General features: G+C 69.0%; 32 protein-coding genes and 2 pseudogenes. 13 read left to right on the top strand and 21 right to left on the bottom strand.

Annotated features, from left to right (window positions below; translation table 11 throughout):
- Window positions 1-15 precede the first annotated feature (15 nt).
- A complete protein-coding gene (locus tag OHU35_RS41445; protein ID WP_405509127.1) occupies window positions 16-855 on the bottom strand; it encodes a helix-turn-helix transcriptional regulator in 840 nt (279 codons plus the stop codon).
- Between the two features lie 517 nt (window positions 856-1,372).
- On the bottom strand, window positions 1,373-2,122 hold the full coding sequence (locus tag OHU35_RS41440; RefSeq protein WP_189729992.1) for an SDR family oxidoreductase: 750 nt from the start codon (window positions 2,120-2,122) through the stop codon (window positions 1,373-1,375).
- Window positions 2,123-2,349: 227 nt separating this feature from the next.
- Here OHU35_RS41440 and OHU35_RS41435 point away from each other — a divergent pair, with 227 nt between their 5' ends.
- On the top strand, window positions 2,350-2,475 hold the full coding sequence (locus OHU35_RS41435) for a hypothetical protein (protein WP_359895783.1): 126 nt from the start codon (window positions 2,350-2,352) through the stop codon (window positions 2,473-2,475).
- A 133-nt stretch (window positions 2,476-2,608) separates the two neighbouring features.
- Here OHU35_RS41435 and OHU35_RS41430 read toward each other — a convergent pair whose 3' ends face one another.
- The 4 genes from OHU35_RS41430 to OHU35_RS41415 all read right to left on the bottom strand — a co-directional run bounded on the left by OHU35_RS41430 (window position 2,609) and on the right by OHU35_RS41415 (window position 5,096).
- Window positions 2,609-3,646 carry a cation:dicarboxylate symporter family transporter gene (locus OHU35_RS41430; RefSeq protein ID WP_405509125.1) on the bottom strand — a complete coding sequence of 346 codons (1,038 nt, stop codon included), beginning with the start codon at window positions 3,644-3,646 and terminating at the stop codon, window positions 2,609-2,611.
- Window positions 3,640-3,879: a cation:dicarboxylate symporter family transporter gene (locus tag OHU35_RS41425; RefSeq protein WP_405509123.1), complete on the bottom strand. Its 240-nt coding sequence runs from the start codon at window positions 3,877-3,879 to the stop codon at window positions 3,640-3,642. Before OHU35_RS41425 ends, OHU35_RS41430 begins: the two co-directional genes overlap by 7 nt.
- Window positions 3,880-4,038: 159 nt before the next feature.
- Entirely contained in the window at window positions 4,039-4,485 is a 447-nt protein-coding gene (locus OHU35_RS41420) for an enolase C-terminal domain-like protein (protein WP_405509431.1), read from the bottom strand.
- Complete coding sequence (locus tag OHU35_RS41415) at window positions 4,380-5,096, bottom strand: ISL3 family transposase (protein ID WP_405509429.1); 717 nt, start codon at window positions 5,094-5,096, stop codon at window positions 4,380-4,382. The genes OHU35_RS41420 and OHU35_RS41415 overlap by 106 nt, the downstream gene beginning before the upstream one ends.
- Before the next feature lie 248 nt (window positions 5,097-5,344).
- On the opposite strand from OHU35_RS41415, the gene OHU35_RS41410 reads away from it, so the two are divergent.
- The 3 genes from OHU35_RS41410 to OHU35_RS41400 are packed head-to-tail and all read left to right on the top strand — an operon-like array spanning window position 5,345 to window position 6,569.
- Window positions 5,345-5,890, top strand: a complete 546-nt coding sequence (locus OHU35_RS41410; RefSeq protein ID WP_189730003.1) for a TetR/AcrR family transcriptional regulator — start codon at window positions 5,345-5,347, stop codon at window positions 5,888-5,890.
- On the top strand, window positions 5,890-6,249 hold the full coding sequence (locus OHU35_RS41405; protein ID WP_189730008.1) for a multidrug efflux SMR transporter: 360 nt from the start codon (window positions 5,890-5,892) through the stop codon (window positions 6,247-6,249). The genes OHU35_RS41410 and OHU35_RS41405 overlap by 1 nt, the downstream gene beginning before the upstream one ends.
- On the top strand, window positions 6,246-6,569 hold the full coding sequence (locus OHU35_RS41400) for a multidrug efflux SMR transporter (protein WP_189730010.1): 324 nt from the start codon (window positions 6,246-6,248) through the stop codon (window positions 6,567-6,569). Before OHU35_RS41405 ends, OHU35_RS41400 begins: the two co-directional genes overlap by 4 nt.
- 126 nt (window positions 6,570-6,695) lie before the next feature.
- Here OHU35_RS41400 and OHU35_RS41395 read toward each other — a convergent pair whose 3' ends face one another.
- The 3 genes and pseudogenes from OHU35_RS41395 to OHU35_RS41385 all read right to left on the bottom strand — a co-directional run bounded on the left by OHU35_RS41395 (window position 6,696) and on the right by OHU35_RS41385 (window position 8,041).
- Complete coding sequence (locus tag OHU35_RS41395) at window positions 6,696-7,319, bottom strand: hypothetical protein (protein ID WP_405509445.1); 624 nt, start codon at window positions 7,317-7,319, stop codon at window positions 6,696-6,698.
- Window positions 7,320-7,374: 55 nt separating this feature from the next.
- A pseudogene (locus tag OHU35_RS41390) lies at window positions 7,375-7,518 on the bottom strand (TerD family protein); the annotation flags it as partial.
- Window positions 7,519-7,576: 58 nt separating this feature from the next.
- Window positions 7,577-8,041, bottom strand: a complete 465-nt coding sequence (locus OHU35_RS41385; RefSeq protein WP_189730012.1) for an SRPBCC family protein — start codon at window positions 8,039-8,041, stop codon at window positions 7,577-7,579.
- Between the two features lie 46 nt (window positions 8,042-8,087).
- On the opposite strand from OHU35_RS41385, the gene OHU35_RS41380 reads away from it, so the two are divergent.
- On the top strand, window positions 8,088-8,696 hold the full coding sequence (locus tag OHU35_RS41380) for a TetR/AcrR family transcriptional regulator (RefSeq protein WP_229873441.1): 609 nt from the start codon (window positions 8,088-8,090) through the stop codon (window positions 8,694-8,696).
- A gap of 55 nt (window positions 8,697-8,751) precedes the next feature.
- Window positions 8,752-8,949: a hypothetical protein gene (locus OHU35_RS41375; protein ID WP_359895789.1), complete on the top strand. Its 198-nt coding sequence runs from the start codon at window positions 8,752-8,754 to the stop codon at window positions 8,947-8,949.
- Window positions 8,950-9,304: 355 nt separating this feature from the next.
- Here OHU35_RS41375 and OHU35_RS41370 read toward each other — a convergent pair whose 3' ends face one another.
- Window positions 9,305-9,781 carry a MarR family winged helix-turn-helix transcriptional regulator gene (locus tag OHU35_RS41370; protein ID WP_033532175.1) on the bottom strand — a complete coding sequence of 159 codons (477 nt, stop codon included), beginning with the start codon at window positions 9,779-9,781 and terminating at the stop codon, window positions 9,305-9,307.
- A gap of 87 nt (window positions 9,782-9,868) precedes the next feature.
- On the opposite strand from OHU35_RS41370, the gene OHU35_RS41365 reads away from it, so the two are divergent.
- A complete protein-coding gene (locus tag OHU35_RS41365; RefSeq protein ID WP_405509119.1) occupies window positions 9,869-10,759 on the top strand; it encodes an alpha/beta fold hydrolase in 891 nt (296 codons plus the stop codon).
- A 59-nt stretch (window positions 10,760-10,818) separates the two neighbouring features.
- Here the strand turns inward: OHU35_RS41365 and OHU35_RS41360 are convergent, their stop codons facing one another.
- The 8 genes and pseudogenes from OHU35_RS41360 to OHU35_RS41325 form a co-directional block, all read right to left on the bottom strand.
- Window positions 10,819-11,439 carry a hypothetical protein gene (locus OHU35_RS41360; protein ID WP_405509117.1) on the bottom strand — a complete coding sequence of 207 codons (621 nt, stop codon included), beginning with the start codon at window positions 11,437-11,439 and terminating at the stop codon, window positions 10,819-10,821.
- A 153-nt stretch (window positions 11,440-11,592) separates the two neighbouring features.
- Window positions 11,593-12,010, bottom strand: a pseudogene (locus OHU35_RS41355) (CRISPR-associated endonuclease Cas1); the annotation flags it as partial.
- Window positions 12,011-12,061: 51 nt separating this feature from the next.
- Window positions 12,062-12,760: an alpha/beta fold hydrolase gene (locus OHU35_RS41350; protein ID WP_405509115.1), complete on the bottom strand. Its 699-nt coding sequence runs from the start codon at window positions 12,758-12,760 to the stop codon at window positions 12,062-12,064.
- 27 nt (window positions 12,761-12,787) lie between these two features.
- Complete coding sequence (locus OHU35_RS41345; RefSeq protein WP_189730020.1) at window positions 12,788-13,198, bottom strand: nuclear transport factor 2 family protein; 411 nt, start codon at window positions 13,196-13,198, stop codon at window positions 12,788-12,790.
- 2 nt (window positions 13,199-13,200) lie between these two features.
- On the bottom strand, window positions 13,201-14,007 hold the full coding sequence (locus OHU35_RS41340) for an MBL fold metallo-hydrolase (RefSeq protein WP_189730022.1): 807 nt from the start codon (window positions 14,005-14,007) through the stop codon (window positions 13,201-13,203).
- A 35-nt stretch (window positions 14,008-14,042) separates the two neighbouring features.
- The gene (locus OHU35_RS41335; protein WP_405509427.1) at window positions 14,043-14,654 is read right to left on the bottom strand and encodes a DsbA family protein; all 612 of its coding nucleotides are present in this window, start codon (window positions 14,652-14,654) and stop codon (window positions 14,043-14,045) included.
- A 247-nt stretch (window positions 14,655-14,901) separates the two neighbouring features.
- Entirely contained in the window at window positions 14,902-15,396 is a 495-nt protein-coding gene (locus OHU35_RS41330) for a MarR family winged helix-turn-helix transcriptional regulator (RefSeq protein ID WP_189730024.1), read from the bottom strand.
- Window positions 15,397-15,478: 82 nt separating this feature from the next.
- Window positions 15,479-16,381, bottom strand: coding sequence for an AraC family transcriptional regulator (locus OHU35_RS41325; protein ID WP_189730026.1), 903 nt, complete (start codon window positions 16,379-16,381; stop codon window positions 15,479-15,481).
- A gap of 129 nt (window positions 16,382-16,510) precedes the next feature.
- Between OHU35_RS41325 and OHU35_RS41320 the strand changes: the two genes are divergently transcribed.
- The 6 genes from OHU35_RS41320 (at window position 16,511) to OHU35_RS41295 (ending at window position 20,965) form a co-directional block, all read left to right on the top strand.
- Window positions 16,511-17,290 (top strand): MBL fold metallo-hydrolase, encoded by a 780-nt coding sequence (locus OHU35_RS41320; RefSeq protein ID WP_405509112.1) that lies wholly within the window; start codon window positions 16,511-16,513, stop codon window positions 17,288-17,290.
- 110 nt (window positions 17,291-17,400) lie between these two features.
- The gene (locus tag OHU35_RS41315; protein WP_405509111.1) at window positions 17,401-17,904 is read left to right on the top strand and encodes a hypothetical protein; all 504 of its coding nucleotides are present in this window, start codon (window positions 17,401-17,403) and stop codon (window positions 17,902-17,904) included.
- A gap of 150 nt (window positions 17,905-18,054) precedes the next feature.
- Window positions 18,055-18,702, top strand: coding sequence for an NADPH-dependent F420 reductase (locus OHU35_RS41310; RefSeq protein ID WP_189730032.1), 648 nt, complete (start codon window positions 18,055-18,057; stop codon window positions 18,700-18,702).
- A gap of 85 nt (window positions 18,703-18,787) precedes the next feature.
- Entirely contained in the window at window positions 18,788-19,729 is a 942-nt protein-coding gene (locus OHU35_RS41305) for an SMP-30/gluconolactonase/LRE family protein (protein WP_405509109.1), read from the top strand.
- Between the two features lie 76 nt (window positions 19,730-19,805).
- Window positions 19,806-20,636 (top strand): MFS transporter, encoded by an 831-nt coding sequence (locus OHU35_RS41300; RefSeq protein ID WP_405509107.1) that lies wholly within the window; start codon window positions 19,806-19,808, stop codon window positions 20,634-20,636.
- 107 nt (window positions 20,637-20,743) lie between these two features.
- A complete protein-coding gene (locus tag OHU35_RS41295; protein ID WP_405509105.1) occupies window positions 20,744-20,965 on the top strand; it encodes a hypothetical protein in 222 nt (73 codons plus the stop codon).
- A 305-nt stretch (window positions 20,966-21,270) separates the two neighbouring features.
- On the opposite strand, the gene OHU35_RS41290 is transcribed toward OHU35_RS41295, so the two are convergent.
- The 3 genes from OHU35_RS41290 to OHU35_RS41280 all read right to left on the bottom strand — a co-directional run bounded on the left by OHU35_RS41290 (window position 21,271) and on the right by OHU35_RS41280 (window position 23,675).
- Window positions 21,271-22,191 carry an alpha/beta hydrolase gene (locus tag OHU35_RS41290; protein WP_189730038.1) on the bottom strand — a complete coding sequence of 307 codons (921 nt, stop codon included), beginning with the start codon at window positions 22,189-22,191 and terminating at the stop codon, window positions 21,271-21,273.
- Window positions 22,192-22,393: 202 nt separating this feature from the next.
- Entirely contained in the window at window positions 22,394-22,834 is a 441-nt protein-coding gene (locus OHU35_RS41285; protein WP_229873445.1) for a tautomerase family protein, read from the bottom strand.
- Window positions 22,835-23,228: 394 nt separating this feature from the next.
- Complete coding sequence (locus OHU35_RS41280; protein ID WP_405509102.1) at window positions 23,229-23,675, bottom strand: hotdog fold thioesterase; 447 nt, start codon at window positions 23,673-23,675, stop codon at window positions 23,229-23,231.
- Window positions 23,676-23,836: the final 161 nt, after the last annotated feature.

Here is a 23,836-nt window from a genome sequence, read left to right as displayed (position 1 = left end):
CTCCCGCCCAGGATGTCAGGGGGTGAGCTGCTTGTGCCCTATGACGGAGAGCAGTTCGAGTTTGCTGTAGCTCTCCGTGCCGGGGCGAGTGGTCAGCACCACCAGGGTCTGGGCGCGGTTCTCGGTGAACAGGACCTGTGCGTCGACGTCGATGCGGCCGAGTTCGGGATGGAGGATGGTCTTGCAGTCGTCGTAGCGTTGGGCGACCTCCTGAAGTTCCCACATGCGGACGAACTCGGGGCTGTGTTCCTGGAGTTCGGCGAGGATCCGGGCGGCTCGGGGGGTGTCGCTGCCGGCTGTCAGCGCGGCCCGCAAGCGGGCCGCCTGTGCACGGCCGTGGCGTTCGTGGGTCTCCTCGGGAACCATCAGACGTTCGGCCGAGTCCATGAACCAGCGGTAGTAGCCGCTGCGGGCCAGACCGGTGTGGCGGGTCTGGTCGCCGAGCAGCGCCACGGCCAAGGGGTTCATCGCGAGAGTGTCGAACAGATCGGTCTGCACCATGGCCGGGGAGTCGTCCAGGCGGTCCAGGACCCGCATCAGCGGCGGGCTGACATGTTCGGAGCGCTGGAAGCGGGCCGGTGCGTTGTGGCCGATGAGGACGAAGAGATGGTCGCGCTCGTCCAGGGAAAGCCGCAGCGCCCGGGCGAGAGCCGTGGTGATCTGGACGGAAGGTTGCGGAGCACGCTGCTGTTCCAGCCGGGCGTAATAGTCGGTGGACATGCCGGCGAGCTGCGCGACCTCCTCGCGGCGCAGTCCTTGGGTACGCCTGCGCGGCCCCTCGACCAGCCCGACGTCGCGGGGCCGCAGCGTCTCACGCCGGTGGCGCAGGAATTCCGCCAGTTCCTTCTTGTCCATGCCCCCATCCTCGCCGTACCCGGGCCGGCTATCCAGAGACCGCCGATCCATGGCTGAGCAGTCCACTCCCACCCGCGCGAAGCCGCCTATGAGTGAGGCCGACGCCGAGGCCGCTCGCGGCAGGAAGACCCGATCGGGCCCTTGGCCTGCATGACCCGCTAGGAAATTCGCTGGCCGTCGGCGGAGCGCCGCAGGACGCCGGTATGGAAGGCGGCCGTCGGCGGCGGTCCCCCGTCGACGGCGCCCGACGCTCTGGGAGCGGCCTCGGGCCTCGTCGGCCGGCCTGGCCGAGGCGACGATGTGGGCCGCGTCGGCCAGGCGCTCGCCTGCCCGACGGCACTCAGGACGGATCCGGCCCCTCCCGTGTGACGACCGTGGCGACGCTGAAGACGCTTCCTCACCGTCCGCGTCTTCGGTGAGGCCCTCCCCCCAGGCGTTCCAGTTCGCGTTCGTCCATGATGTGGCCCAACAGGACCTGCCCGCGTGCTGTTGTTCCGCGTCGGCCACTACAGGTCGGTCAGCTGCTGGCGATCATGGCGAGGACGTCGTCGTAGGAGCCGGTGGCCACCGCGTCGCGGATGAATCTGGCGCGCTCGACAACAATCTCCTTCGCGTCGGGCTTCTCGCGCAGCAGGTCGAGAGCCTGGGTGAGGAAGTCGTCCAACGGGATGGCGTGGTCGTTGTCCTGCTGGCCCAGCAGGGTCGTGCGCACACCCGGCGGGACCATCTCGATCACCTGGACGCCGGCGTCAGCACCGGCGAGTTGGATGCGCAGGCTCTCGGAGAAGGAGTGCAGCGCGGCCTTGGTCGCGCTGTAGGCCGGGGTGCTCGGGAACGGGACGAATGCCAGCGCCGAGGTGACGTTCATGACGACCGCGTCGTCCTTGCCCACCAGCAGCGGCAGGAAGGCGTACGTCATCCGGATCGTGCCGAGCAGGTTGACCGTGACGTGGTCCTCAGCGGCCGGAAGTCCGGCCGGGTCGAGGAGGTTCTCCCGCAGCATGATGCCGGCGTTGTTGACCAGGACGTTCAGCCCCGGGTGGCTCGCCGCCACGGTCTCTCGGGCCCGGTCGATCGAGTCGGGGTCCGCGACATCGAGGACGAGCGCGTCGATGCCCGGGTGCTCGGCCGTGATCTCGTCGAGGAGTTCCTTGCGCCGGCCGGCGACGACCACCTTGTTGCCGGCCTGGTGCAGGCGCAGGGCCAGGCCGAGCCCGATACCCGAAGTTCCGCCGGTGATCAGGATCGTGTTGCCGGTCATCTTCATACGGGTCTCGCTCCTTCGTTACGGCGGGCCGGTGAGCGCCCGCGACCTCGACCGTAGGAGTGCCCGCGCCGGGGCGGGAGAGGAAGGTTGATCCATGGACCGGTGGTCTCTGCCTGATGGAGTGGTCCAGCTGCTCCGGCCCTGGCACGCTGGGGGCCCGCATCGGCGGCTCCCAGAACGACTACCTGCTGCGTCAACGGCCATTTCGTTCTCCCCCTGGTACTGCGATGCGGGCCGAGGGCTTCGAGGTGCTGATCGTCACCGGCGACCGCGACTCCTTCCAACTGGTCAGCGAGCACACCACGGTGCTGTGTCCCACGAGACGACGTCCCGGGTCGCCGTCCGGCCGATGAGCACCGGGCCCAGGCACCGGCCTCGGCTGGCGACGGCGAGCGCGGTGACCGAACCCGTCGAGTGCGGTCACCCCTCGACTGCGTATACGTCACCCACCGGCAGCACCCTTTAGGCCGCCGCGCACCGGGACAGCTACTTGTCGGCGCCGACCTTGGTGGTGTCCAACTCGGCCTGCGGCGGCGTGTTGGTGCGGGAGTGCAGGATCTTGCGGGCCTGCTCGGTGTCGAAGTCGTTCTCCCACTTGCCGATCACGATGGTGGCGACGGCGTTGCCGAGGACGTTGATGAAGACGCGGCCCTCGTTGAGGATGCGGTCGATGCCGACGATCAGGGAGAGGGCGGCGAGCGGGATGTGGCCGACCGCGGTGACGGTGCTGGCGAGGACGATGAACGCGCCGCCCGCAATCCCGGCGGTGCCCTTGCTGGTGAGCATCATGACGCCGACCATGATCAGCTGCTGCTGCCAGGACAGGTCGATGCCCATGGCCTGGGCCAGGAAGAGGGAGGCCATCGTGAGGTAGACCGCGGAGCCGTCCAGGTTGAAGGAGAACCCGGAGGGGATGACGATGCCGACCACGGGCCGGCCGATGCCGAGGATCTCCAGTTTGCGTACCAGCTGGGGCAGGACGGCCTCGCTGGAACAGGTGCTGAGGGCGACAAGCAGTTCGGCCTTGAGGAAGCGAATGAGGCCGAACAGGCTCAGGCGGCAGGCCCGCATGATGGCGCCGAGGACGACCAGGACGTAGATGATGCAGGTCGCGGTGAACAGGATGATGAGGTAGCCGAGCTGTTTGAGGCTCTCGGCGCCGTAGGTGGCGACCACGGTGGCCAGGGCGCCGAAGGTGCCCAAGGGCGCGAGCCGCATCACCCAGCCCACGATGCGGAAGACGACGTCCGACAGCGCCTTGATGCCGCGGGTCAGCGGTGCCCCTTCTTCGCCAGCCATGTTCAGGGCCACACCGAAGACGATCGAGACCATCAGCGCGGCCAGGATCGCATCCCCGGTGATCGCGCCCAGCAGGGAGACGGGGATGAGGGAGGAGATGAAGCCGGTGAAGGTGGCGTGCTCGGTGGCGGTCTTGGGCACGTCGTCGGCGTTCAGTGACGAGGGATCGACGTGCAGGCCGGAGCCGGGCTGGAAGATGTTGGCGACGACCAGCCCGATCAGCATGGACGCCAGGCGATGCCGGTGGTGACCACGCAGAAGACGACCGGGATCACGATCATCTTGACCAGCGCGATGAACCAGTCGTTGAGCGGCTTCAGGTCCTCACCCAGCCCGGGCGCGAGGATGCCGACGGCGATGCCGAGGACGGCGGCCAGTACGACCTGGAACCACAGCTCACGTATGAGACGGCTCAGCCGTGACCGCTGCGGGCGGCCGGCGGTGTGGGTGCTTGTCATCGTTGGTGCTCCCTTGCACGACGATCGTGTGTAGCCCTGTCCCGTGGGGGGTGCGGGGGACGCGACACGGCTCGCGCCCCTCTCGTGTGTGGCGCCCGTCCGGCGGGGCCGGCCGAGGGCGCCCGCCCGGTGGCGGGCGCGTCTGCGGTGGGGTGGCGGTCAGCTGTGCAGGGCGCGCAGCACCTTGTAGAAGGCGGCCTTGCTCTCGAAGCCGATGCCGGGGGTGTCGGTCAGGCCGACGCGGCTCTTCTCGACGACGGCGTCGTCGGCGAAGCCGCCGGTGGGCTGGAATTCGCCCGGGTAGGACTCGTTGCCGCCGAGTTTGAGGGCGGCGGCGATGTGCAGGGAGAACTGGTGCCCGCCGTGTGGGATGCAGCGCCTCGATGACCAGCCGTGCTGGCGGAGCATGTCCTGGATGCGCAGGTACTCCACCAGACCGTAGGAGAGTGCGGAGTCGACCCGGATGGTGTCGCGGTCGGGGCGCAGGCCGCCGTAGCGGATCAGGTTGCGGGCGTCCTGGAGGGAGAAGAGGTTCTCGCCCGTGGCGATGGAGCCGGTGTAGTGCTCGGCGACGGTGGCGTTGAGGTGGTAGTCGAGAGGTGCCAGCGATCTGCCACCTCCAGCGCGTCGGGGGCCGCCTGGCTGGTGGCCTTGGTGAAGGCCATCAGCCGGTCACGGCAGACGATCTCGGCACCGGGGTGCTCAAGGAGCCATGAGGCGACCGTGCTGGTCTCGCGATCAGGCAGTACGTCCACCGGCCTGGACGCTTCGACGTCGACGAGGACCGTTCCGTAGGTCCGTCCCCGGCGGAACGCGAACTCGTCGATACCGAGTATCCGCGGCGCCCGGGTCGGCACGGCCGGTGCCGGCAGCTGTCCCAGGAGGGCAGTCCGTCGGCCATGGAGTCGTAACTCCGTACAGAGGCGCTGGCCCGGACGACCGCCGAGCCCCACCGCGACCGCCTTCATGGCAGCCCGAGCCGCGGTCGAACAACGACGTCGTGGTTCGGTCAGGCTCGCAACCTGTTCCACGAATGTCCGACGCCGGCACTGGCCCTGATCGCAAAAGAACCGACGCACGCGGAGGCGGACGATCATCCTGTGGCCTCCGACGGGCAGCCCGGCTACCTGCCGCCAGTACCGGCTGTGAATCCGTGCGGCGGGGTGCTGACATTGGGGACATGTCCCCGGCGGTCCGCAGCCTGCCGCGTCGATCATCAAGTTGTCATCAGTAACCGCGGCCTGGCGCACCACGAGGTTCAGGCCCGGGAAGAGGACCTCTTCGAGCGTCTCCGCCTTCATGACGACGTGGTCCCCTGGCGGAACGGTCCTGCAATCCGCACCCACCCAGTGCCTGCGGTCGGTGCGCGACGTTCCGGAGAGTTCGGCGTCCGGGTCGCCGTTTCCGTCCCGTGTGGCCATAGTCACCGCGACGCACTTTACCTTCCGGATGGTAAAGTAGAAGCATGGCAAGGAACGCAAAGCGTCAGATTCTGGATGGTGCGCTTGATCTGCTCCGGACCGAAGGGGGCGGGGCGATCACCCTGGATGCGGCGGCCAGGCAGGCTGGGCTGACCAAGCCGGGGCTGATGTACCACTTTCCGACCAAGGAAGCGCTGATGCTTGCTGTCGTCGACCATGTCGCCGACCGGTGGGAGACCCTCCTGCTGCACCGACTGGCCCGGCCGCTTCAGACGGCCTCACCGCATCAGCGGATCCGCGCCTACGTCGAGGTCGCCCTGGCCGAGCCGTTCGACCGCGCGGACTTCGCGATCTACTCCGATGCCCACTACCGCGACACCCTCACCGATACCTGGGTACGCCGCTTCGAACCGTGGCTAGCCCTCCCCGACACGCTGGCGGACGCTGCACGCGCCCGGCTCACTGCCGCCCGGCTGCTCGCCGACGGCTACTGGACGGCGGCAGCCACCGGCGTCTTCCCTATCCCCGATCACGACCGCGCCCAACTCCTGGCACTCGCCGAAGACCTCCTGAAAGACGAGACCTCCTGATGAGGCAATGGCTGCTGCTCATCGCGGCGATCCTGCTCGAAGTCACCGCCACCCTCTCCCTGCGCGGAGCCCTCGACCACCCGGCGCTGTACCTCGTTGTCGCCGCCGGCTACATCGGCTCCTTCACCGCCCTGTCCTTCGTGCTCCGCGCGGGCATGGCCCTCGGCGTCGCCTACGGCATCTGGGGCGCCTCCGGTGTCGCCCTGACCGCCGTCCTGGCGACCGTCATCTTCGGCGACCCGCTGACCGCGATCATGGGCGTGGGCATCGCTCTGGTCATCGCCGGCGTGCTGTGCGTCGAACTCGGCTCGCAGGCCGCGCACGCCCGCCAGGCCCACGAGGAAGGAGCGACGGCATGACCTGGGTCTTCCTGATCTGCGCCGTCCTGTTCGAGTGCGCCGCCACACTGTCGCTGCGGATGGCCTCGCAGGGTGGCAGCAAGAAGTGGTTCATCGCCGTGGTCGCGGGCTTCCTGGCCGCGTTCGTCTTCCTCACTCTGGCCCTGGACGGCGGCCTGGCCCTCGGTGTCGCCTACGGGATCTGGGCGGCCAGCGGTGTGGCCCTGGCCGCCGTCGCCTCCCGTGTCCTGTTCCACGAACCTCTCACCAAGGTCATGGGCACGGGCATCGGCCTCATCGTCGTCGGCGTCCTGGTCATCGAACTCGGCGCCGCCCACTGACCGGCCGCCCGACAGGCGGGCAGGTCATAGATGCTGAGTGCTGCAGCCAACTAGCTGGTTGTGACCGTGCGGCCGGGACCGGTACGGTCGATGCATTGGCGGACCGTACCTCGTCGAGTCGATCCTTCACGGAGGCGCAGCCAGAACCCCACAGTTGGCCAATGAGCACTTCACTTGGCCTCGGTGGCGCTCAGCCGCTGGCCGGGGGGCGACTGATCGGGATAGACGGCACCCTGCCTGGGTGAGGTCAGCCGCGCGGGTCGAAGGTGTTGTTGGCGGGGCTGGCCTTGAGGGCGTCGGCGACGGCGGTGGCCAGGGGGTGGAGTGGCGGACGATGAGCTGGGGCAGGTCGGTGCTGTCGGTGTACCAGTCGCCTCGGGTGGCCGCGAGGCTGGTGTCTGCGAGGAGTTCGGCGAACGCGGCGGGCAGACCGGCGCCGGTCAAGGCTTTGGCGTACTGGTCGACCGGCATGTCCTGGTAGGTGATGGGGTTGCCGGTCTGCCGGGATACTTCGGCGGCCAAGTCGGACATGGTTAACGCGGTTCCGCCGAGTTCGTAGATCTTTCCTGCCCGGTCATCGTTGGTCAGAACGACGGCGGCGGCTGCGGCGAGGTCCGCGCGGATGGCCCCGGAGAACTTTCCGTCGCCGAAGGAGCCGATCCCGAAGCCGGTCCACCCCCCGTAGAACAACGCCACGACCAGGCCGAGCGCGGTGACCGCGAACGACCAGCCGAACGTTTTCAGCAGCACTGGCTACCCCATCGCTTTGTGCGGGTCTCCCCCGCGCTGTACCTGGCTTTGCGAAATTTGAACCGAAGTCTGGAGAGACGCCTCGCAGCCCTGACGGGCCGACGGCGCGGAACCTCCACTCGCCACAGTGCCGGTAGACCTCGCCGAAGATCATCGCCGTCTCCGGGGACGCGTCTTCGCTGATGTCATAGCGGGCGAGTAGCAACGCCGGGGATCTCAGGGCCTGGGCCGGGCAGTAGTGCCCGCATGGATCGACGTCAGGATCCGGCGGTGGGCACGTAGCGGATCAACTCGGTGGCCAGACGGCGCATGACCGTGCGGTTGGCGCGCTGCATCGTAGCCCGGACAACGGGCGCCAGCAGGCGGTCGGCGAGAGGGGCGCGCACCCAGGCGTACGTGAACGAGACGTGGCTCCCACCGGTCCGCAGTGGCTCGATGGTGTAAGTGCCGTGGGCAATGCGCCGGCCGGCCGCGCTGACGTTCCGTTCGACGATGCGCCGCGGCGCGTCGGCCTCTACGACCTCGATGGTGACGTCGGTCTTCGTGCCACCCAGCGCGGCGGTGACCGCGGCACACGATCCTGTGCCGCGGCCGGGTCCGCTGTAGCGCCAGTCGGTCAGATAGTGGTTCGTGAACCGCTCATGGTGAGCCATGACGTCGAGGAAGTCGTAGACCTGCTCGGGCAGGTGGGGAACATCGATCGACACGGTGACAGGCTTCATGTACCACACGGTACATAGGTCATGTACCGATTGGTACACTCACGACGTGGTGAATACGGACGACGTGCATCCCGAGGGTGAGGCCGCACACGGCGCGGACGGAGACCGGCGCGCTCAACTGGTGGACGCGGCCGTCGACTACGTGGCGGCACACGGCATCGCGGACCTGAGTCTGCGCCGCCTTGGCGCCGCGATCGGTGTCAGCCATCGCATGCTGATCCACTACTTCGGCTCCAAGGAACGACTGCTCGTCGAGATCGTCAGGGCGTCGGAGCGGCGCCAGCGCGATCTCCTGTCCCGGCTCCGTCTGACACCCGGCCTCTCGCCCGTTGCTGTCGCGCGGCTCCTCTGGCAGCAGCTGACGGACCCTCGGCTGGCCGGTCAGGAGCGGCTCTTCTTCGAGATATACGGGCGCGCGCTGCGGGGCCACCCCGAGGCTGTCCCGATCCTGGAAAGGCTCGTGGCGGACTGGCTGGAACCACTCGAGGCCGCCGAGATCGCTGCGGGGGCAGACCCTATCGCAGCCCGGAACCGCGCGAGGCTGGGGCTCGCCACCACCCGCGGTCTGCTACTTGACCTGCTCGCCACCGGTGACCGCGTCGGCGTCGACGCGGCGATGGACGAGTTCCTCCGGCTGTACTACGGCTCGAAGTGACGCATTCGCTAATTAGGCCTCAAAGCGGCGGAATTGCGTCAGCGGGAGCGTGTCAATGACGGTTGGCCGGAGCGGGCGACGCGGCAACACCGGCGGGCGGCCACCAAACCTGGTGGACGACGCCCGTATACCCGAGGAATTCACCATCGTGAGCCACGGCCGACGCGAGCACATGAGCGACATCATCCAGGCCATCGCCGGACTGCTCTCCCACCAGCAGACCGCCACCATGAACAGCGGTGCGCGAACGTGAACCCAGCGGCGAATCCGCGGCTTTCGACGTGCCACGGCCAACCATGCACGAGGTCGTTAGCCGCAGCAGTGATTGCGGGCGGAGCGGCCTTCGCCGGTGCGTTCCTGTTCCTCGACAAGGTCATCGGCAACTGAAGCCGAAGCAAACGCGTTGGAAATAGAGTTTGCCGAGGGTGCTTCGTGCAGCTCGGGGCCGGTGATGATGATGGCAGTGAGTGCAACAGGTGTGTGTTTGTAAGCACTTGTTTGGACCCCACCCGGCGGGTTGTTCTGGCCCCACCCTTGATCATTTCCAGGTTGCATTGGCCCCACCTGGTTGCGGCGCCGACCGGCCGACCACGACCCTCGGCTGACCGCTAGCGCAGTTCCTGTCCCGCCGCCCAGCCCGGAGCGTCGAGGTTGATGGGCGAGTCGCCGACGAATTGGGCGAGCTGCGTTTCCAGCTCGGCGAGTTCGGCGGCGCCCAGACGCACTTCCCAGCGGGCCCGCACCTCGTCGAAGATCGCCGTGCTCTCGGTGATCAGCCCGATCCCGTGATCGGTGATCCGGATGTTCTTGCGGCGGATGTCGGCGGGGTCGGTCTCGGTGGTGACGTACCCGCGTTCGACGAGCGCGGCGATCGTCTTCGCCGCGGCCTGCTTGGTGATGGCGAGTCTGCGGGCCAAGTCCGAGGCGCTGTCGGCGCCGGCTCGGATGGCCCGGATCGCGTACTCGTGCGACGGCCGGGCGTCGGGGTATCCCCGGGTCGCCAGCTCCCGGACCACTTCGTCCACCAGATTGCGATAGCTGCCCAGGAGCAGCAGGGCGAGATCGGCGCCGGATCGTGAGGACATGACCACAGTCTAGATCTTCCCTTGACCTGGACAACCAGGTTGACCAACACTGGAGTCAACCTGGTTGTCTATCTTGGGAGTCATCGCATGACCAGCTCTTTCGTGACCGCCTCGCCCGCCGTGGCGGGCGTCACGCACCACACCGCCGAGGTCAACGGCACCACGTTGCACTACGTCTCGGCGGGCGACACCGGCTCCCCGATCCTGCTGGTGCACGGGTGGCCGGAGTCCTGGTGGGCCTTCCGCGACGTCATCCCGCTGCTCGCCGCCACCCACCAGGTGTTCGCCGTCGACCTGCGCGGCTTCGGCGACTCCGGCATCGCCGACGGCGACCACGACTTGGCCACCATGGCGGAGGACCTGCACCGGCTGGTCGCCCACCTCGGCGTCGGGCCCGTGCACGTGACCTGCCAGGACATCAGCGGCGGGCCGGTCTTCGCGTTCGCGGCCACGCACCCCGGCGACGTCCTCAGCTTCACAGGCGTCGAGACCACCCTTCCGGGGTACGGCTGGGAGATGCTGGCCGACGTGAGGAACGGCGGCTCCTGGCACGTGGGATTCCTGGCCGCCCCGGGAATTCCGGAGCTGTTCCTGGCCGGCCGCGAGCGAGTGATGCTCGACTGGGCCGTCTCGTTGATGACGATGGTGCCGGGCGGGGTCACCGAGGCCGACCTCGACGAGTTCGCCCGCACCTACGCGCGGCCGGGCGGCTGGCGCGGCACCGAGGGGCTCTACCGTTCCTCCTTGACCGGCGGCGACCGGATGCGGGCACTGACCGAGTCGCGGCCGCTGACCGTTCCCGTGCTCGCCGTCGACGGCATCAACGCCCCCTTCACCGAGCGGACGATGCGCCAGGTCGCCGGCGACGTCACCGCGGTCACGATCCCGGACGTCGGGCATTTCGTCGCGCAGGAGGCGCCCGCCGCCTTCGCCACCGCGGTCGGCGACTTCGTCGACCGCGTCGACCGGAGCCGCTGAACGGCCGAGTCCCTGCACCGCCACTCTCCGTGCCCTCTCCGGCCTGCCGCTGACGCGGCCTACTGGCGCACGAACTTGACCATGCGCGGCACGCCGCCCAGCACTTGAAGCGCGTGAACGTGGCCTTCCAGGAATGCTTCCTGCCCGCACGAAGCAAAGATCTTGTGCACGGCCTTCCCGCTGAATGAAGGGCGCAGCGAGAACAGGAACACCTTGGTGGACACGCCGTCCAGGTGGATCCACACGTCCCCGAAGTCAACCTCCGCCTCGTCGCCGCGGCGGTGGGTCTGCGGCACGAACGCCTGCGGCGGGCCGCGGCCCTCTTCCTCCCGGATCTCCGGACGGCGTCCGGCGATGTAGGCGCGGACCATCGAATACGTCACGCTCTGGGCGTCGTGCTCGTCGATCAGCCGGTCGAAGACCCGTTTGACGGTGTGCCGCTGCTTGCGCGGCGCGTCCAGGTCATCCCGCAAGATCTGGTCGATCGTCGCCTTGAACGGATCCAGGCGCGAGATCCGGGGTGGATTCTGCTTGCGAGGCGCCGGCCACACCGACTCCAGCGCCATCGCGACCGTCCTCCGGCCCACCCCGTACTGGGCCGACAAAGCCCTGCTGGACAGCCCTTCGACCCGAGCGTCATGGCGGATCGCCTCGTACAACTCGACCTTCGAAAGGGGCACTTGAGCCACCCAGGGCTAGCTGATGCACTCCGATACTCCCACCGCAAGGCCCCCAGAGGAGTCAGAACTCACCGACATCAACTGTCCGCCGACACCACTGGAGTCAGAACCCACCCACCACTTGCCTCAAAACTGACCTACAAAGCCGGCGGTACGTGCGTCGCGTTCCGAGGTGAGGCTTTGCGCGGCGAGGTCGAAGGCGAGGGGGAGGGTGAACTCGGCCTTGTAGAGGTCGGTGACGTCCAGAACGAAGGAGAGGGCGTTGCCTTGTGTGGACGAAGCCGAGGGCAGGGATGGCGCCCAGTCCGGTGACGGCTGCGTGGCAGATGCCGTAGAGGGCCGAGTTGGCGGCGGACAGGAGCCGGTGGAATTCGTCGCCGGCGGCGAAGGCGTCGCCTGGCTTGTAGTCGCGTTTGGTCCAGGGCACCCCGGTCCGTTCGGCGTGTTGGGTGTAGAGCCGGCGGATGTGGGTGCTCTCGCGGCCACGGAGTTGCTGGAGGGTCAGGCTGGTGGTGTCCTCGCCGGGGAAGCGCATGTCGTACATGCGGCGGGCGACGGCGACGCGTTGGCGCGTGTTCCTGGCGTGCGTGCACGCCAGGAACAGGTCGTCCGGACGGCTGATTCAGCTGCCGGATCTCGCCCGCGCGACGGACTTCACGAGGATGTCGGCGACCTCGTCGGCGTGGGACAGGTGCGGGGAGTGCCCGGAGGCGATGCGAACGCTGTGGGCCGCGCGCGCGGCCCACTGTTCCTGCACGGCGGGCGGCAGCGCCGGATCCTCGGTGGCCACGACATACGTCAGGGGCACGTCGGTCGGTGCGGCGCCCAGCTTCTCGGTGAAGGCCCGCAGGCCCTGCCAGTTGAGGCGTTTGACGGCCTCGGCGGTCAGGGCTGGGTCGACTCCGCTGAAAATGGACTCCTCCGCGTCTCCCGCCTTGACGGCGTGGCCGTCGGGCGAGTGGACCCAGGTGGGCGGGAAGTCGCCGCCCATCCACTCCATCATCGAGGTGCCCGCTTCCAGGGCGAAGGCGGCGATGCAGACGAGCTCCACTACCTGGTCCGACTCCGCGGCGGCCCAGGTCGCAGGTACTCCGCCGTAGGAGTGCGCGGCGAGCACGACAGGTCCGTCGACAGCCGCGACAGCGGCGCGCACCACCTCGACGTCCTCGGTCAGCCCCTGGGCGGCGGCGCTGTCGGGGTTACTGCTGGGCAGTTGCACGGCACGGGTGGTGATGCCGCGGGCGGTGAGCCGCTCACGCAGTGGGGCGAAGATCCACGGGGTGTGCATCGCTCCGTGCACGAGCACGACGGTGGCGTTCATCTGTGCTGTCCTCAGGTAGCGGGAGGGTCAGTCGGTCATGGCGTCGCGGACGAGAGCGGTGTCCACGAACTGTTCGAAGCGGACGATCAGGCCGCCGCGTACGACGAAGTGGTGGGCGACGCGGACGTCGATGTTCTTGCCGGTGGCCTTGTTGGCCGCCGTGTAGCGGGCGAGGACGACGACGTTCTCGCCGTCGACGACGTAGGTGTCGTCGTGGGCGGTCCAGCCGTCCCATTCCTTGCCCAGCTGTTCCATGACGTTGGAGGTGACCCCGTCGGGAGTGCGGTAGGTGCCGGCGAGGGGGAAGCCGGCCATCTCGGTCCACTCCACATCGGGGGCGAGGGTGGCGCGCAGGGCTTCCAGGTCACCGGCCGCGGAGGCCAGGTACTGGTGGCGTACGACGTCTGCGGGGGCGGTGGACGCTGAGAAGTCGGTCATGGTCAGCCCCACTTCATCTCGCCCTTGGTGACCTTGGCGCCGATCTGGGCGGCGATGAGCATGCCGTTGTCGGGGTAGCGGGCGACCAGAGCCTCGGTGAGGGCTGCGCCGTCGGTGGCCCTGCCGAGCTCCTCCTCGAAGGCGAGCAGGTAGTCGCGGGTGGCGGAGATCGCGGAGGCGTTCGCCGGGGCGTTGGGCAGGCGGTGGCCGGGGACGACCAGCTCCGGCTGGAGGGCGGCCATCTCGTCCAGCAGCTTGACCCATGCGGCGCGGTCGTCGGGGGTGGGGGTGTCGGCGACCCAGACGTGCTCCTGCTGGAAGAGCAGGACGCCGCCGAGGAGGGCGCTGTGCTCTGCCTGCCACAGGTAGTGGCGGTCGGGCAGTCCGGCCGGGCCGCCCCTGAGCTCGAAGCGGTGTCCTTCGAGGGTAAGGTCGCCGGTCAGGGGCTCGAGGTCGACCAGGCGCGTGGGCAGGTTCGGGCCGAGGGCCTCCCAGGCCTTGAGCTTGCCCTCGTAGGAGTGCTGGATGTGCTCGATGACGATCGGGGTCGCGACGAACTTCGCCTCGGGGAAGGCGTCGGCGAGGACCTCGGCGCCGAAGTAGAAGTCGGGGTCGCCGTGGCTGACGAAGACGGTGGTCAGCTTCTTGCCCGAGTCGAGGATCTCGGCGGCCAGGCGGTGGCCGTCGGCGCGGGTGAAGGCGGCGTCGACCAGCAGCGCCTCGCTCTCGCCGGTGACGAGGGTGGCCGTCTTGTTCTTGCTCCCGGCCGGGAAGTTCAGGTCGAAGATCGTGAAGGAGAGGGTGCTCATGGTTGGTGCTCCTTGCGTGGGTGAGGATGGCGCAGTCAGGAGAGGGCGGCGAGGCGCCGGTCGATCTCGTCGGCGGTGGCGTGGCCGCGGGCCAGGACGGTCACGCGGTCGCCGTCGACGGCGAGCAGGGTGGGGAAGCCGGTGACGCCCAGCTCGGCACAGCGACGGAAGTCGTCCGCCGCAGCGTCGTACGCCTCGGGGGACGCGAAAGCGGTCACCACGGCGTCGGCGTCCAGGCCGGCCTCTTCGGCGACCTTCCGGTAGGTGGCGGCGTCGGACAGGCTGAGGCCGTCGACGTAGAAGGCCCGCTGCAGGGCACCGGCCAGTTCCGCCGCGCGGTCGGGGGCCGCCCGGCGCAGGGCGGCGACGCCGCGCGCTGCGTCTTCGGAATCCATCACGAACGAGCCGTCGGTGATCAGCCGGTCGTATCCCCCACCGAACTGGGCGCCGGTGAGCTCGGCGATCTGGGCGTTGGCCCCCTGGACGTAGCCGAACGCGCGGATCGGGAGACGGCGCGAGCCGGTGAACAGGCCACCGGAGATGACCTCCACGGGCAGGTCCGGGTGGCAGGAGACGAACTCGCCCAGGGTCGGGGAGAACCCGTGCGACCAGCCGCAGTAGGCGTCGAAGGCGTAGACGAGTTGCATCGAGGACCTCGGCATAGGGGTGGGGTGCTCGCCTGGCGCGAGCGGTTTCACCGAGGACAACAGTACCTGACTAGTCAGATATTCCTGAGGTCGAGTGTCAGGCCGCCCCCGGCGGGGTTGAGGTCCGCCCGGACGCAGGGGCGCAGGGGCGCAGGGGCGCAGGTCGATGGAGTGCCGCGGTGTCGGGGCAGTCGCCGGTCCAGCGGCGCGAGTGGAAGCGGCCGCCGGGAACGGGGACGCACAGTCCTCAGGGAAGCCGGGGCAGCGTGTCCCGTGCGGTGTGGCTCAGGATGCGGAGGTCTTCGGCGAACCGGTCCCGGTCCTCCACCGGCAGGGGCGCCAGGAAGTAGCGCCTGATGTTCTCCACGTGGATCCGGGACGCGGAGACCGTGGTCTCCTCCCCGAGCTGCGTCAGGCGCACGAGCCGTCCGCGCCGGTCAGCGGGATCCTCGACGCGTTCGACGAGGCCGGCCGCCTCCATGCGGTCCACCAGACGCGTGGCGCCACCTGTCGTGAGGACCTGCTCCTGGGCGACGGCCCGCATCGACAGCCCCGGCTCCCCCGCCCTGCCCAGGATGAGCAGCACCTCGAACATCAGATGGCTGATGCCGCACTCCACCTCCAGAGCCCGCCCCAGGATGTACTCCAGCCGGTTCGCGGCCCCCTGCAAGCGCCCGAAGGCCAGGATCAGCGCGTTGTTCGCGGCGTCGCTCGATGTCGTGATCTCCGCATGCCCGTCCACGGTCCTGACGCCCCTTCCGTTCCTGCTTCCACCCGACCACCGATCATGCCGCACCGGCTGAGCGGCGGTTCTGCCGACTCGGCTATCGGCCCTGGTGGGCCAACCGGAACGCACCCGGGGTCACACCTGCGTGACGGGTGAAGAACTTGCCGAAGTTGGTGGGCTCGGGGAAGCCGAGGCGCCGCGCGATGGTGGCCACCGGTTCGTGGGTGTGGGCGAGCAGACGCTGGGCCTCCAGGGCGACGCGGCCGTCGATGACGTGTTTGACGGGCTGTCCGGTGGCGGCCGTGCAGGCCCGGGTGAGGGTCTTGACGGTGTAGCCGAGGCGTTGGGCGTAGTCGGCGGCGCGTCGGGTGGTGGCAAAGCCGCGTTCCAGCTCGGCGCGGAACCGGGCGTACACCTCCCCGCCGGCGTGCGGGTCGCCGCTGCCTTCAGGGTGTGGCAGCCGGTCGATCTGCAACAGCACGGTGGCCAGCAGGAGTTGGAGGATCTCGGCTGACACGGTCTGCGGGCGGTCGTACTCGGCCCGCAGCTGGCCCAGCAGGGTGGACAGCACGGCGTATTGAGGACCGGCACTCAACTGCCAGCACCCCGGCCCGTACCACTCGTTCACCAGCCGGTCGGCGCTGCTGTTGTGGGGCGGGAAGGCCGGCGTGAACAGCAGGTGTGTGCCGTTGGTCGTACCCGGCCGGACGAAGCGCTGGACCTGCCCCGGCCGGACCCACAGCAGGGTGCCGGGACGGCAGGGGTAGGTCACGAAGTCGATCGCGTGCTCCCCGCTCCCTTCGGTGATGAGGGTGAGCGTGTGGAAGTCCACCCGGTGCACCAGGTCGGGCCGCCTGCCCCGCCGTCGACGCCGCTCGTGGAGCGTGGCCAGATCGATGATCTCGAAGCCGGGGACCCGCACCTCGGGCGGATGGAAGCCCAGCCGAAGGATGGCGCCGTCCCGGACAGGATCGGCTCCCCCGGGAGCCGCGGAACACATCACGATCTCCAGATGTCCTCGATTTACCACACCGGGTCTCCAGCGTATCTCGTCTGCCTGCGCTTTCCCGGCGAGAGTAGGAAGGCGTCAAGGCGGCGCGAAGCCGCCTCCGCCTCAAGGAGATTCCCCATGAACGGCATGGTCACGGTCCTCGACAAGGGTGCGGTCCGCATCCACAGCTACATGTCCCCGGCGGACACCTTCCACACCACCACCCAGCTGATCGAGACCTCGGCACGGATCATCGCGATCGACGCCCAGCTGCTCCCCGCCTACACGGACGAGGTGATCGCCTACGCCAAGGGGCTCGGCAAGCCGCTCGACCGGCTCATCGTCACCCACGCCCACCCGGACCACTACAACGGCGCCGCCCGCTTCGGGGCCCCCGTCCACGCGCTGGCCGAGGTGCGCGAGCAGATCATCGCGCGCGGCGACAGCAAGCTGCCCACCGGCCAGGTCATCCCGGTCATCGACTTCACACCCGACGTGGAGCTCGTCCCGGGCACCGAGGTCATTGACGGCGTCCCGTTCGTCTTCGAGGCCGTCTCCGGCGGCGAGGCCGCCGACGAGCTGCTCGTCAAGCTGCCCGACCAGCGGGTGCTGATCGCCCAGGACCTCGTCTACAACGACGTCCACCTCTACCTGGGCAACAACGACATCACCGGCTGGGAGAAGGCGGTCGACGCGCTGGCCGCCGAGTCCGGTTACGACACGGTCCTGGCAGGTCACGGCCTGCCGACGGGGCCGGAGGTGTACGCGGAGGTCCGCCGCTACCTCGCCGACGCCCGCGAGCTTCTCGGCGACGACGGTGAGGCGTACAAGAAGGCGATCGTGGACCGCTACCCCGCCCACGTCGGCCCGTTCATCATCGACATCGCCAATCGGTCCCTGTTCGGCGCCGGCCACTGAGCACGCCTCCTGCACAGCAGCCCCGGCCCGTGCCCACCAGATGCACGATTGCCGGCAGCCGGACCATCCCCGAGGGCATCGCCCGACACCGCGGGCCGCCCTGCTCCTGCGTGGGCACTGACGACGGCACCGTCTTCCGCGGTGGCGTCGGCAAGCCGACGACCGAGGTGTTCCTGCCGGACGGCCGGGAAGGGCGCACCTCCGCCACCGGTCTGAAGACCGACGACGTGGGCCGACTCATCGTCGGCGGCGGCGCCACGGGCAAGGCGTTCGTCCACGACATCCGAACCCGCGCCCTGCTGCACGTCTACGGCGCCGGTCGCGGCGACGCCCACCTGAACGACGTCGCCCTCGCTCGTGACGGGAGCGTGCATCTGTCCGACTCGGCCCGCCCGGTCCTGTGGCACATCACCGCTGCCGAGCCGGCGAGCGGTGGCCCGGTGCACCAGCCGCCGGAGGTGGGCGTCGGCCTCGTCAGCACAACCACCCCGAGGGCCGGGTCAAGGTCCTGTGGTTTTCCCGGGGGTTCACCCACGCCACGCTCGTGCGCACCCTCCACGGCCAGGGCATGGACCTTCCCTCGACGGCGGCCCTCGACGGCGAGGACCTGCTGATCGTGAACGTTCAGTTCCAGGCCTCCGATCCCCGACATCCGTTCGACGTGGTGCGGGTCCGAGCCGGGTAGCGGCTCCGGCCGCACAAGAACAAGAAGCGGACCAGGCGGCAGCACTTTGCGTGCCGCCGCGCGAAAGGAACCAACCATCATGAACATCACCATCATCGGCGCGGGGAACATGGCCCGGGGCATAGCCACCCGCGCCCTGGCGGGCGGGCACACGGTGCACATCACCGCCAAGGACCCGGCCAAGGCGTCCCAGCTCGCCGAGGAACTACGCGCACAGCCCGCCGGCGCTGCCGTACGTGCCGGCGACGACTCCGCGGTGGACACCGCCGACATCGTCGTCCTGGCGGTGCCGTACACCGCGGCGAAGGAACTCGCCGCCGCCTACGGGGCACGGCTGAGCGGCAGGACCCTCGTGGACATCAGCAACCCCGTCGACGCCTCGCTCGACGCCCTCCTCGTTGCGCCGGGCACTTCGGCCGCCGAGGAGATCGCCCGGGCCTCGGCCCCGGGCACGCACGTGGTCAAGGCGTTCAACACCACGTTCGCCACGACCCTGGTGGCCGGAAGGGTGGACGACACTCCGCTGGACGTCTTCATCGCCGGGGACGACGAGGCCGCCCGCGAGCAGGTCGCGGAGCTGGTGGCGTCGGGCGGTCTCCACGCCGTCGACGTCGGCGCGCTCAAGCATGCGCGCGAGCTCGAGGGGTTCCAGCTGCTGCACATGGCCTTGCAGATCCGCGACGGCGGCTACGGGTGGGCGAGCACCATCAAGCTGATCACGCCCTGAGCCCGCACCCCGCCATCACCGACTTCGCCCTGCCACCGCCCGATCCGGCGGCAGGCCCCCACGCACCGATCCAGGAGAACCACCCGTGCACGCCCGCTCCTCCCTCATCGCACTCGCGACCGCCGGGGTCCTGCTGACCTCTGCCGGCACCGCCACCGGCGCCACCGAACCAGTCTCCAAGGCCCGCCTCGTGGCCCACTTCCCGCTGGCGGCCGGCCGGCAGCCCGAGAACATCACCGTGGACGACGCCGGATCCGTCTACCTGACGTTCTCCTTCGCCCGGCAGATCGCCCGCGTAACCCCCTCCGGCAACGTCCGCGTCCTGGCCACGCTCCCGGCCCCGGCGAAGGCGAACACCCCCAACCTGGGCAAGGCGTTCGTCGGCGGCATCGCACGTGCCGACGACGGCACCGTCTATGTCACCTACGCCACCGGCACGCCGGACCTCACCGGCGTCTGGGCCGTTCGTCCCGGCGGCCGTCCGCACCGCGTCGCCGCGCTCCCCGCCGACGGCCTGCCCAACGGCCTCGCCCTGGACCACGGCACCGGTCGTCTGTACGTCACGGACTCCGTCCACGGCGTGATCTACCGCGTCCCGGCCCGCGGCGGCGAAGCAGCCGTCTGGGCGGAGGGTGACGCCCTGAAGCCGAGCACCTTCGCCGGCGCGAACGGTCTGAAGCTCCACAACGGCGCCGTCTGGGCCACCAACCTCGACAAGGGAACCGTGCTGCGCATCCCCGTCACCGTGCGAGGCGCGGCCGGACCGATTCAGATCCGGGCCACCGGCATGCCGTCCATCGACGACTTCGCCTTCACCGGGCGCGGCGACACCCTCCTCGCCGCCCTCGACAACGACGAGGTCGTGCTCGTCCGCCCCGACGGCACCCACCTCACCGTGCTTGCCGCGGCCGACGGTCTGCAGACCCCGACCTCTGTCGACGTCCACGGCAGCACGGTCTACGTGCCCAGCGCCGCCTACCTCACGAACAAGGACCCCAACCTGCTGCGGGCCCACCTCAGCCACTGACTCGGAACGGGCAGGGGCAGCGCCGGTGCACGTCAAGCGCCCGGCCCGCCCTCCCCCGGCAAGCCCTGGAACAGACATGCCCGAAAGACCCCCGGCCGGCCCAACCACCGACAACCCGCCCGGCGTCGCGTCCGCCGACCGCCGCCCCCGCCGCCTGCCTCTCGTACTGATCCTGGGCTCCCTGACAGCGCTCGGCCCCCTCACCATCGACCTCTACCTGCCGGCCCTCCCCCAGGTCAGTGCAGACCTCCACGTCTCACAGGCCGTCACACAGCTCACCCTGACGGCGTTCATGATCGGCACAGCGGTCGGCCAACTGGTCATCGGCCCGCTCAGCGACACCCTCGGCCGGCGCCGTCCTCTGCTGGCCGGACTGGCCGGAGCCGCAGGCATCGTCATCGCCAGGGCCGTCGTCCGCGACCTGTACGACGGACTGGCCGCCGCCCGGCTGCTGTCGTCACTGATGCTGGTGTCGGGAACCGCACCGATCCTCGCCCCGGTGTTCGGCGCGCAGTTGCTCCGCCTCACCTCCTGGCGCGGCGTCTTCGCCGCTCTCAGCCTGCTGGGCCTGGCCGTCCTGGCCGCCACGGCCGCCCTGCTGGTGGAGACGCTGCCCACCGCACAGCGCCGCCCCGGTGGCCTGGCCATCACCCTGCGCACCCTGCGCGGCCTGCTCCGCGACGGCCCCTTCACCGGCTACCTGCTCACCGGCAGCCTCGGCTTCGCGGCGCTCTTCGCATACATCGCAGGCTCGTCCTTCACCCTGCAACGGATCTACGGCGCCTCGCCCCAGACCTACAGCCTGCTGTTCGCCCTGAACTCGATCGGCATGGTCGCCACAGGCCAGCTCAACGGCAAGCTGCTGCTCGGACGTTTCCCCTCCCCCGCATCCTGGCGACGGGCCTGACCGCACTCCTCTGCGCGGGCACCGCCCTGATCCTCCTGGTCACCACCACGCACGCGGACCTGCCCTGGATCGCCGCCGCACTGTTCCTGACCGCCTGCCCGGTCGGCATGATCCTGCCCACCACCACGGCTCTCTGCCTCCAGCGCGCCCCTCACACGGCGGGCAGCGCCTCCGCGCTGGTGGGCACCACCCAGTTCCTCATGGGCGCCCTCGCACCTGCATTGACCGGACTCGGTGGTCAGCGCACCGCCCTGGCCATGGCCACGTCGGTTCTCGGCCTCGCACTGGCCGCGACGGGGTGCTGGATCTTGCTCTCGCTTCGCCGATGACAACAACCTGCCACAGCGGCTGCGTACGTCGTTGATGAAGGGCTTAAGTCTCCACCAACGCGCGGCCTGTGACGGCTGGTCGGAGGAGGAAGCCGGTGGGCAGTGCACCCCCCATCCGCAAATCCTCCACGCTTGACGACCGCGTGGCTGGCACCAATACTGCCGGCTCTTTCGGCAACAGTCGTGTACACGCCGCCATGGACCACGCCCTACGGAGGGTGGCGGTCCTCGCCGAGGTCGACATGTCCGCCCAGACGGGAACCCTGCTTCCTCAACACCCAGCGGCGGGCGTCACGTGTCAGGGCCTACTCAGCTCGGGGGCCATGGCCGTGCGCATCGAGATGACGCAGGAACCAGTCCACAGCAGCACGAGAAGCGACCGAGAATTGAGCGTCGTACGGCGCGAAGTGCCCTCCTGGCACGGTCACCAGACTCTTCGGCTCCAGCGCACGCCCGTAAGCCTCGAGCTGCAGATCGGTATTGGTGATCACATCCTGCATGGCGACGATCATGAGTAGCGGCGTCGGTGAGACCCGAGCGATCCACGTCGACGGCTCGTACATCCGCGCCGTTCGGGAAGAACGCAGGGTGAGCTCATTGGTCCAGGCGTGTTGTGCGGCGGGCTGGGTGTAAAAGGCGACTGCCCCGGGGTCGTCATATGCCGCGGACATCCCGGGCGCCGTGGCCACCACAGCGATCCGCGCGGGCAGCTTCCCGCCGAAGCGGCCTCGGTCATCCTCACAGAAGGAACTCTCCAACTGTGCGACCGCCGAAGCAGGCACGCGCCGTCTGCTCTGCTCAAAACCGCTGGTCGTCGGCACCTGCGCGACAACACAGCGCAGACGGCCATCGGTCGCCCCGAGGATGACCGCATGTCCGCCCGCATAGCTGGTTCCCCAGATTCCAATCCGCTCCGAATCCACCTCGGGCCGTGTTTCAAGGAACGAGACAGCACGTCGCCAATCGGCGATCTGAGCCCAGGAATCCACGTCATGCCGCGGTACGCCGCTACTCCCGCCGAAACCGCGATGGTCATGAACGAGCACGACGAACCCGGCATCGGCAAATACACGGGCGAACCGGTCCAGCCCGTGCTCGCGGGTCGCGGCAAACCCGTGGGCCATGGTGACCGCCGGATTCGGCCCCGGCCGCGCGGGCAGGTACAGCCAGGCGGCCAGCGTATTGCCGTCCTCCCCAGGGAATTCGACCTCATGCCGCCGGGTCACGGCTGCGCCCTGGTGGCTGAAGGTACCGCATCATGGGGGAACCGCTGTGGGTGCCGACCCACGATGACGTCGCGCCCCCGGCCGGTATCGGCGTAGAGCCAACAGAACGTGTTCTGCCCATCATGGGCCTTGAACAGGAATAGGTGCTCGTTGCACATCCCCGCCGTGACCGGCACACCCTCGGGGCGAGTGGACGGTTCTGTCACCATCGCGGTGCCCCGTTCGCCAGCTGCAGCTCTCCCCGGCCGAAGGAGAAGTTCTCGTTCGGTACAGGGACAAGGGCCACGAAGATGTCGTCGGGCGACACGCCCAGCGCGTCCACAACGAGCCTGTTGACAGCCGACACAAGCTTCTCCTTATCCGAGAGCGGCCGATGCGCCCCGAACAGCACGGAGATGATCATGGCGTCCTCTGTCCGCTCCATCTCCATGAAGGATGGGTCCAGATGCAGCTCCCCTTCACCGTGCTCGGTGATCACTATGAACCGGTCCCCGGCGGGAATCCCCAGGCTCTGAACAAGGGACTGGTTCAGAGCGTCCGCCAAAGCGCGCTTCTTCTCGACAGAGAAGCGTCCGGCTGGGACGTGAGCCTCAAAGACGGGCATGAGCAAACCTCCGATCGACTGCGGCAGGCCGGCGGCCACCGCCAATACGAGCATATGCTCGTAGCTGGTTGATCTGCAAGAGACTGTTGCAGGAGCGAGGACTGCCTGCCCGTCATGCTCGGGGTACTTGAGAGGCCCAAGGCACGCAGGGCGGTGGCCCGTGTCCGTCCGTCCCCGTACCGGCGAACGGGTCCCGCCCCCTGACCGCGCAAGTCGCGCGGGCGAGCAATCCGGGCGGCACGACGGCGATGTGGGTGCGGGATCGCCTCGGCGGGCTGTGGTGGGACGTGGCCACCAACCCCTCTGCGATCAACGATCACACCGCAGCGGACCAAGCGGCGTCGGCGATGTCCGAGACGTCGTCAGGCCATGAACGCGCTCCTCGGTGCGGCCGACCGGGACATGGGAAACGAGCTGTCTCAAACGTCACGGATCAGTGGGTGGTGGCCCCGGTGTCGGGCGCCGGGCGCACCATGCATGTGAGTCGGGCGGAGCATACGCGGCGATCTTGTTCGTCGCTGATGACGATTTCATACGTGGCCGCGGAGCGACCCAGGTGGACGGGCGTGGCGACGCCGGTGACGCTGCCTGAGCCGACGGCGCGATGGTGGGTGGCGTTGATGTCGACGCCAAGCGCGATCCGGTCGGGGGCAGCGTGGAGCATGGCGCCGACGGAGCCCAGGGTCTCTGCGAGGGCGAGGGAGGCACCGCCGTGCAGGAGCCCGTAAGGCTGCGTGTTGCCCTGTACGGGCATCGTGCCGACAACGCACTGCGGAGTCGCCTTGACGAGCTTGATGCCCAGGCGGTCCACGAGGGCGCTGGCGAAAGGGCCCAGGTCTGCAGATTCGGGCTGGAGTTGCGTGCTGCTGTTGCTGCCCATACGGCTCCGATCATGGCGTGGGAATTGCTCGTGATGTGGGTGTGCTACGAGGAGGCGGTCGGGCATGCGCCGCGGGTGGCTTGGCCCAAGGTGCCTGAGGGGCCTGAGGGGCCTGACGCCACTCGTATCGGTGGGAACCGACGACCCGCCTACGATGGCTT

The sequence above is a fragment of the Streptomyces purpurascens genome (assembly GCF_045040895.1).
Classification (GTDB): domain Bacteria; phylum Actinomycetota; class Actinomycetes; order Streptomycetales; family Streptomycetaceae; genus Streptomyces; species Streptomyces purpurascens.
Note: the sequence above shows the minus strand (reverse complement) of the source record. Positions and strands in the feature narration are given on the sequence as shown.

Excerpts from the sequence above, each read along its gene's own strand:
- OHU35_RS41365 (WP_405509119.1), top strand. The coding sequence starts at position 9,869 with ATGACCAGCTCTTTCGTGACCGCCTCGCCCGCCGTGGCGGGCGTCACG.
- OHU35_RS41320 (WP_405509112.1), top strand. The coding sequence starts at position 16,511 with ATGAACGGCATGGTCACGGTCCTCGACAAGGGTGCGGTCCGCATCCAC.
- OHU35_RS41445 (WP_405509127.1), bottom strand. The coding sequence starts at position 855 with ATGGACAAGAAGGAACTGGCGGAATTCCTGCGCCACCGGCGTGAGACG.
- OHU35_RS41280 (WP_405509102.1), bottom strand. The coding sequence starts at position 23,675 with ATGGGCAGCAACAGCAGCACGCAACTCCAGCCCGAATCTGCAGACCTG.
- OHU35_RS41385 (WP_189730012.1), bottom strand. The coding sequence starts at position 8,041 with ATGAAGCCTGTCACCGTGTCGATCGATGTTCCCCACCTGCCCGAGCAG.
- OHU35_RS41335 (WP_405509427.1), bottom strand. The coding sequence starts at position 14,654 with ATGCAACTCGTCTACGCCTTCGACGCCTACTGCGGCTGGTCGCACGGG.
- OHU35_RS41425 (WP_405509123.1), bottom strand. The coding sequence starts at position 3,879 with ATGACAAGCACCCACACCGCCGGCCGCCCGCAGCGGTCACGGCTGAGC.
- OHU35_RS41440 (WP_189729992.1), bottom strand. The coding sequence starts at position 2,122 with ATGAAGATGACCGGCAACACGATCCTGATCACCGGCGGAACTTCGGGT.
- OHU35_RS41295 (WP_405509105.1), top strand. The coding sequence starts at position 20,744 with ATGATCCTGCCCACCACCACGGCTCTCTGCCTCCAGCGCGCCCCTCAC.
- OHU35_RS41405 (WP_189730008.1), top strand. The coding sequence starts at position 5,890 with ATGAGGCAATGGCTGCTGCTCATCGCGGCGATCCTGCTCGAAGTCACC.
- OHU35_RS41310 (WP_189730032.1), top strand. The coding sequence starts at position 18,055 with ATGAACATCACCATCATCGGCGCGGGGAACATGGCCCGGGGCATAGCC.
- OHU35_RS41340 (WP_189730022.1), bottom strand. The coding sequence starts at position 14,007 with ATGAGCACCCTCTCCTTCACGATCTTCGACCTGAACTTCCCGGCCGGG.
- OHU35_RS41430 (WP_405509125.1), bottom strand. The coding sequence starts at position 3,646 with ATGCTGATCGGGCTGGTCGTCGCCAACATCTTCCAGCCCGGCTCCGGC.
- OHU35_RS41435 (WP_359895783.1), top strand. The coding sequence starts at position 2,350 with ATGCGGGCCGAGGGCTTCGAGGTGCTGATCGTCACCGGCGACCGCGAC.
- OHU35_RS41400 (WP_189730010.1), top strand. The coding sequence starts at position 6,246 with ATGACCTGGGTCTTCCTGATCTGCGCCGTCCTGTTCGAGTGCGCCGCC.
- OHU35_RS41300 (WP_405509107.1), top strand. The coding sequence starts at position 19,806 with ATGCCCGAAAGACCCCCGGCCGGCCCAACCACCGACAACCCGCCCGGC.
- OHU35_RS41375 (WP_359895789.1), top strand. The coding sequence starts at position 8,752 with ATGACGGTTGGCCGGAGCGGGCGACGCGGCAACACCGGCGGGCGGCCA.
- OHU35_RS41410 (WP_189730003.1), top strand. The coding sequence starts at position 5,345 with ATGGCAAGGAACGCAAAGCGTCAGATTCTGGATGGTGCGCTTGATCTG.
- OHU35_RS41370 (WP_033532175.1), bottom strand. The coding sequence starts at position 9,781 with ATGTCCTCACGATCCGGCGCCGATCTCGCCCTGCTGCTCCTGGGCAGC.
- OHU35_RS41345 (WP_189730020.1), bottom strand. The coding sequence starts at position 13,198 with ATGACCGACTTCTCAGCGTCCACCGCCCCCGCAGACGTCGTACGCCAC.
- OHU35_RS41415 (WP_405509429.1), bottom strand. The coding sequence starts at position 5,096 with ATGATCGACGCGGCAGGCTGCGGACCGCCGGGGACATGTCCCCAATGT.
- OHU35_RS41325 (WP_189730026.1), bottom strand. The coding sequence starts at position 16,381 with ATGTGTTCCGCGGCTCCCGGGGGAGCCGATCCTGTCCGGGACGGCGCC.
- OHU35_RS41350 (WP_405509115.1), bottom strand. The coding sequence starts at position 12,760 with ATGAACGCCACCGTCGTGCTCGTGCACGGAGCGATGCACACCCCGTGG.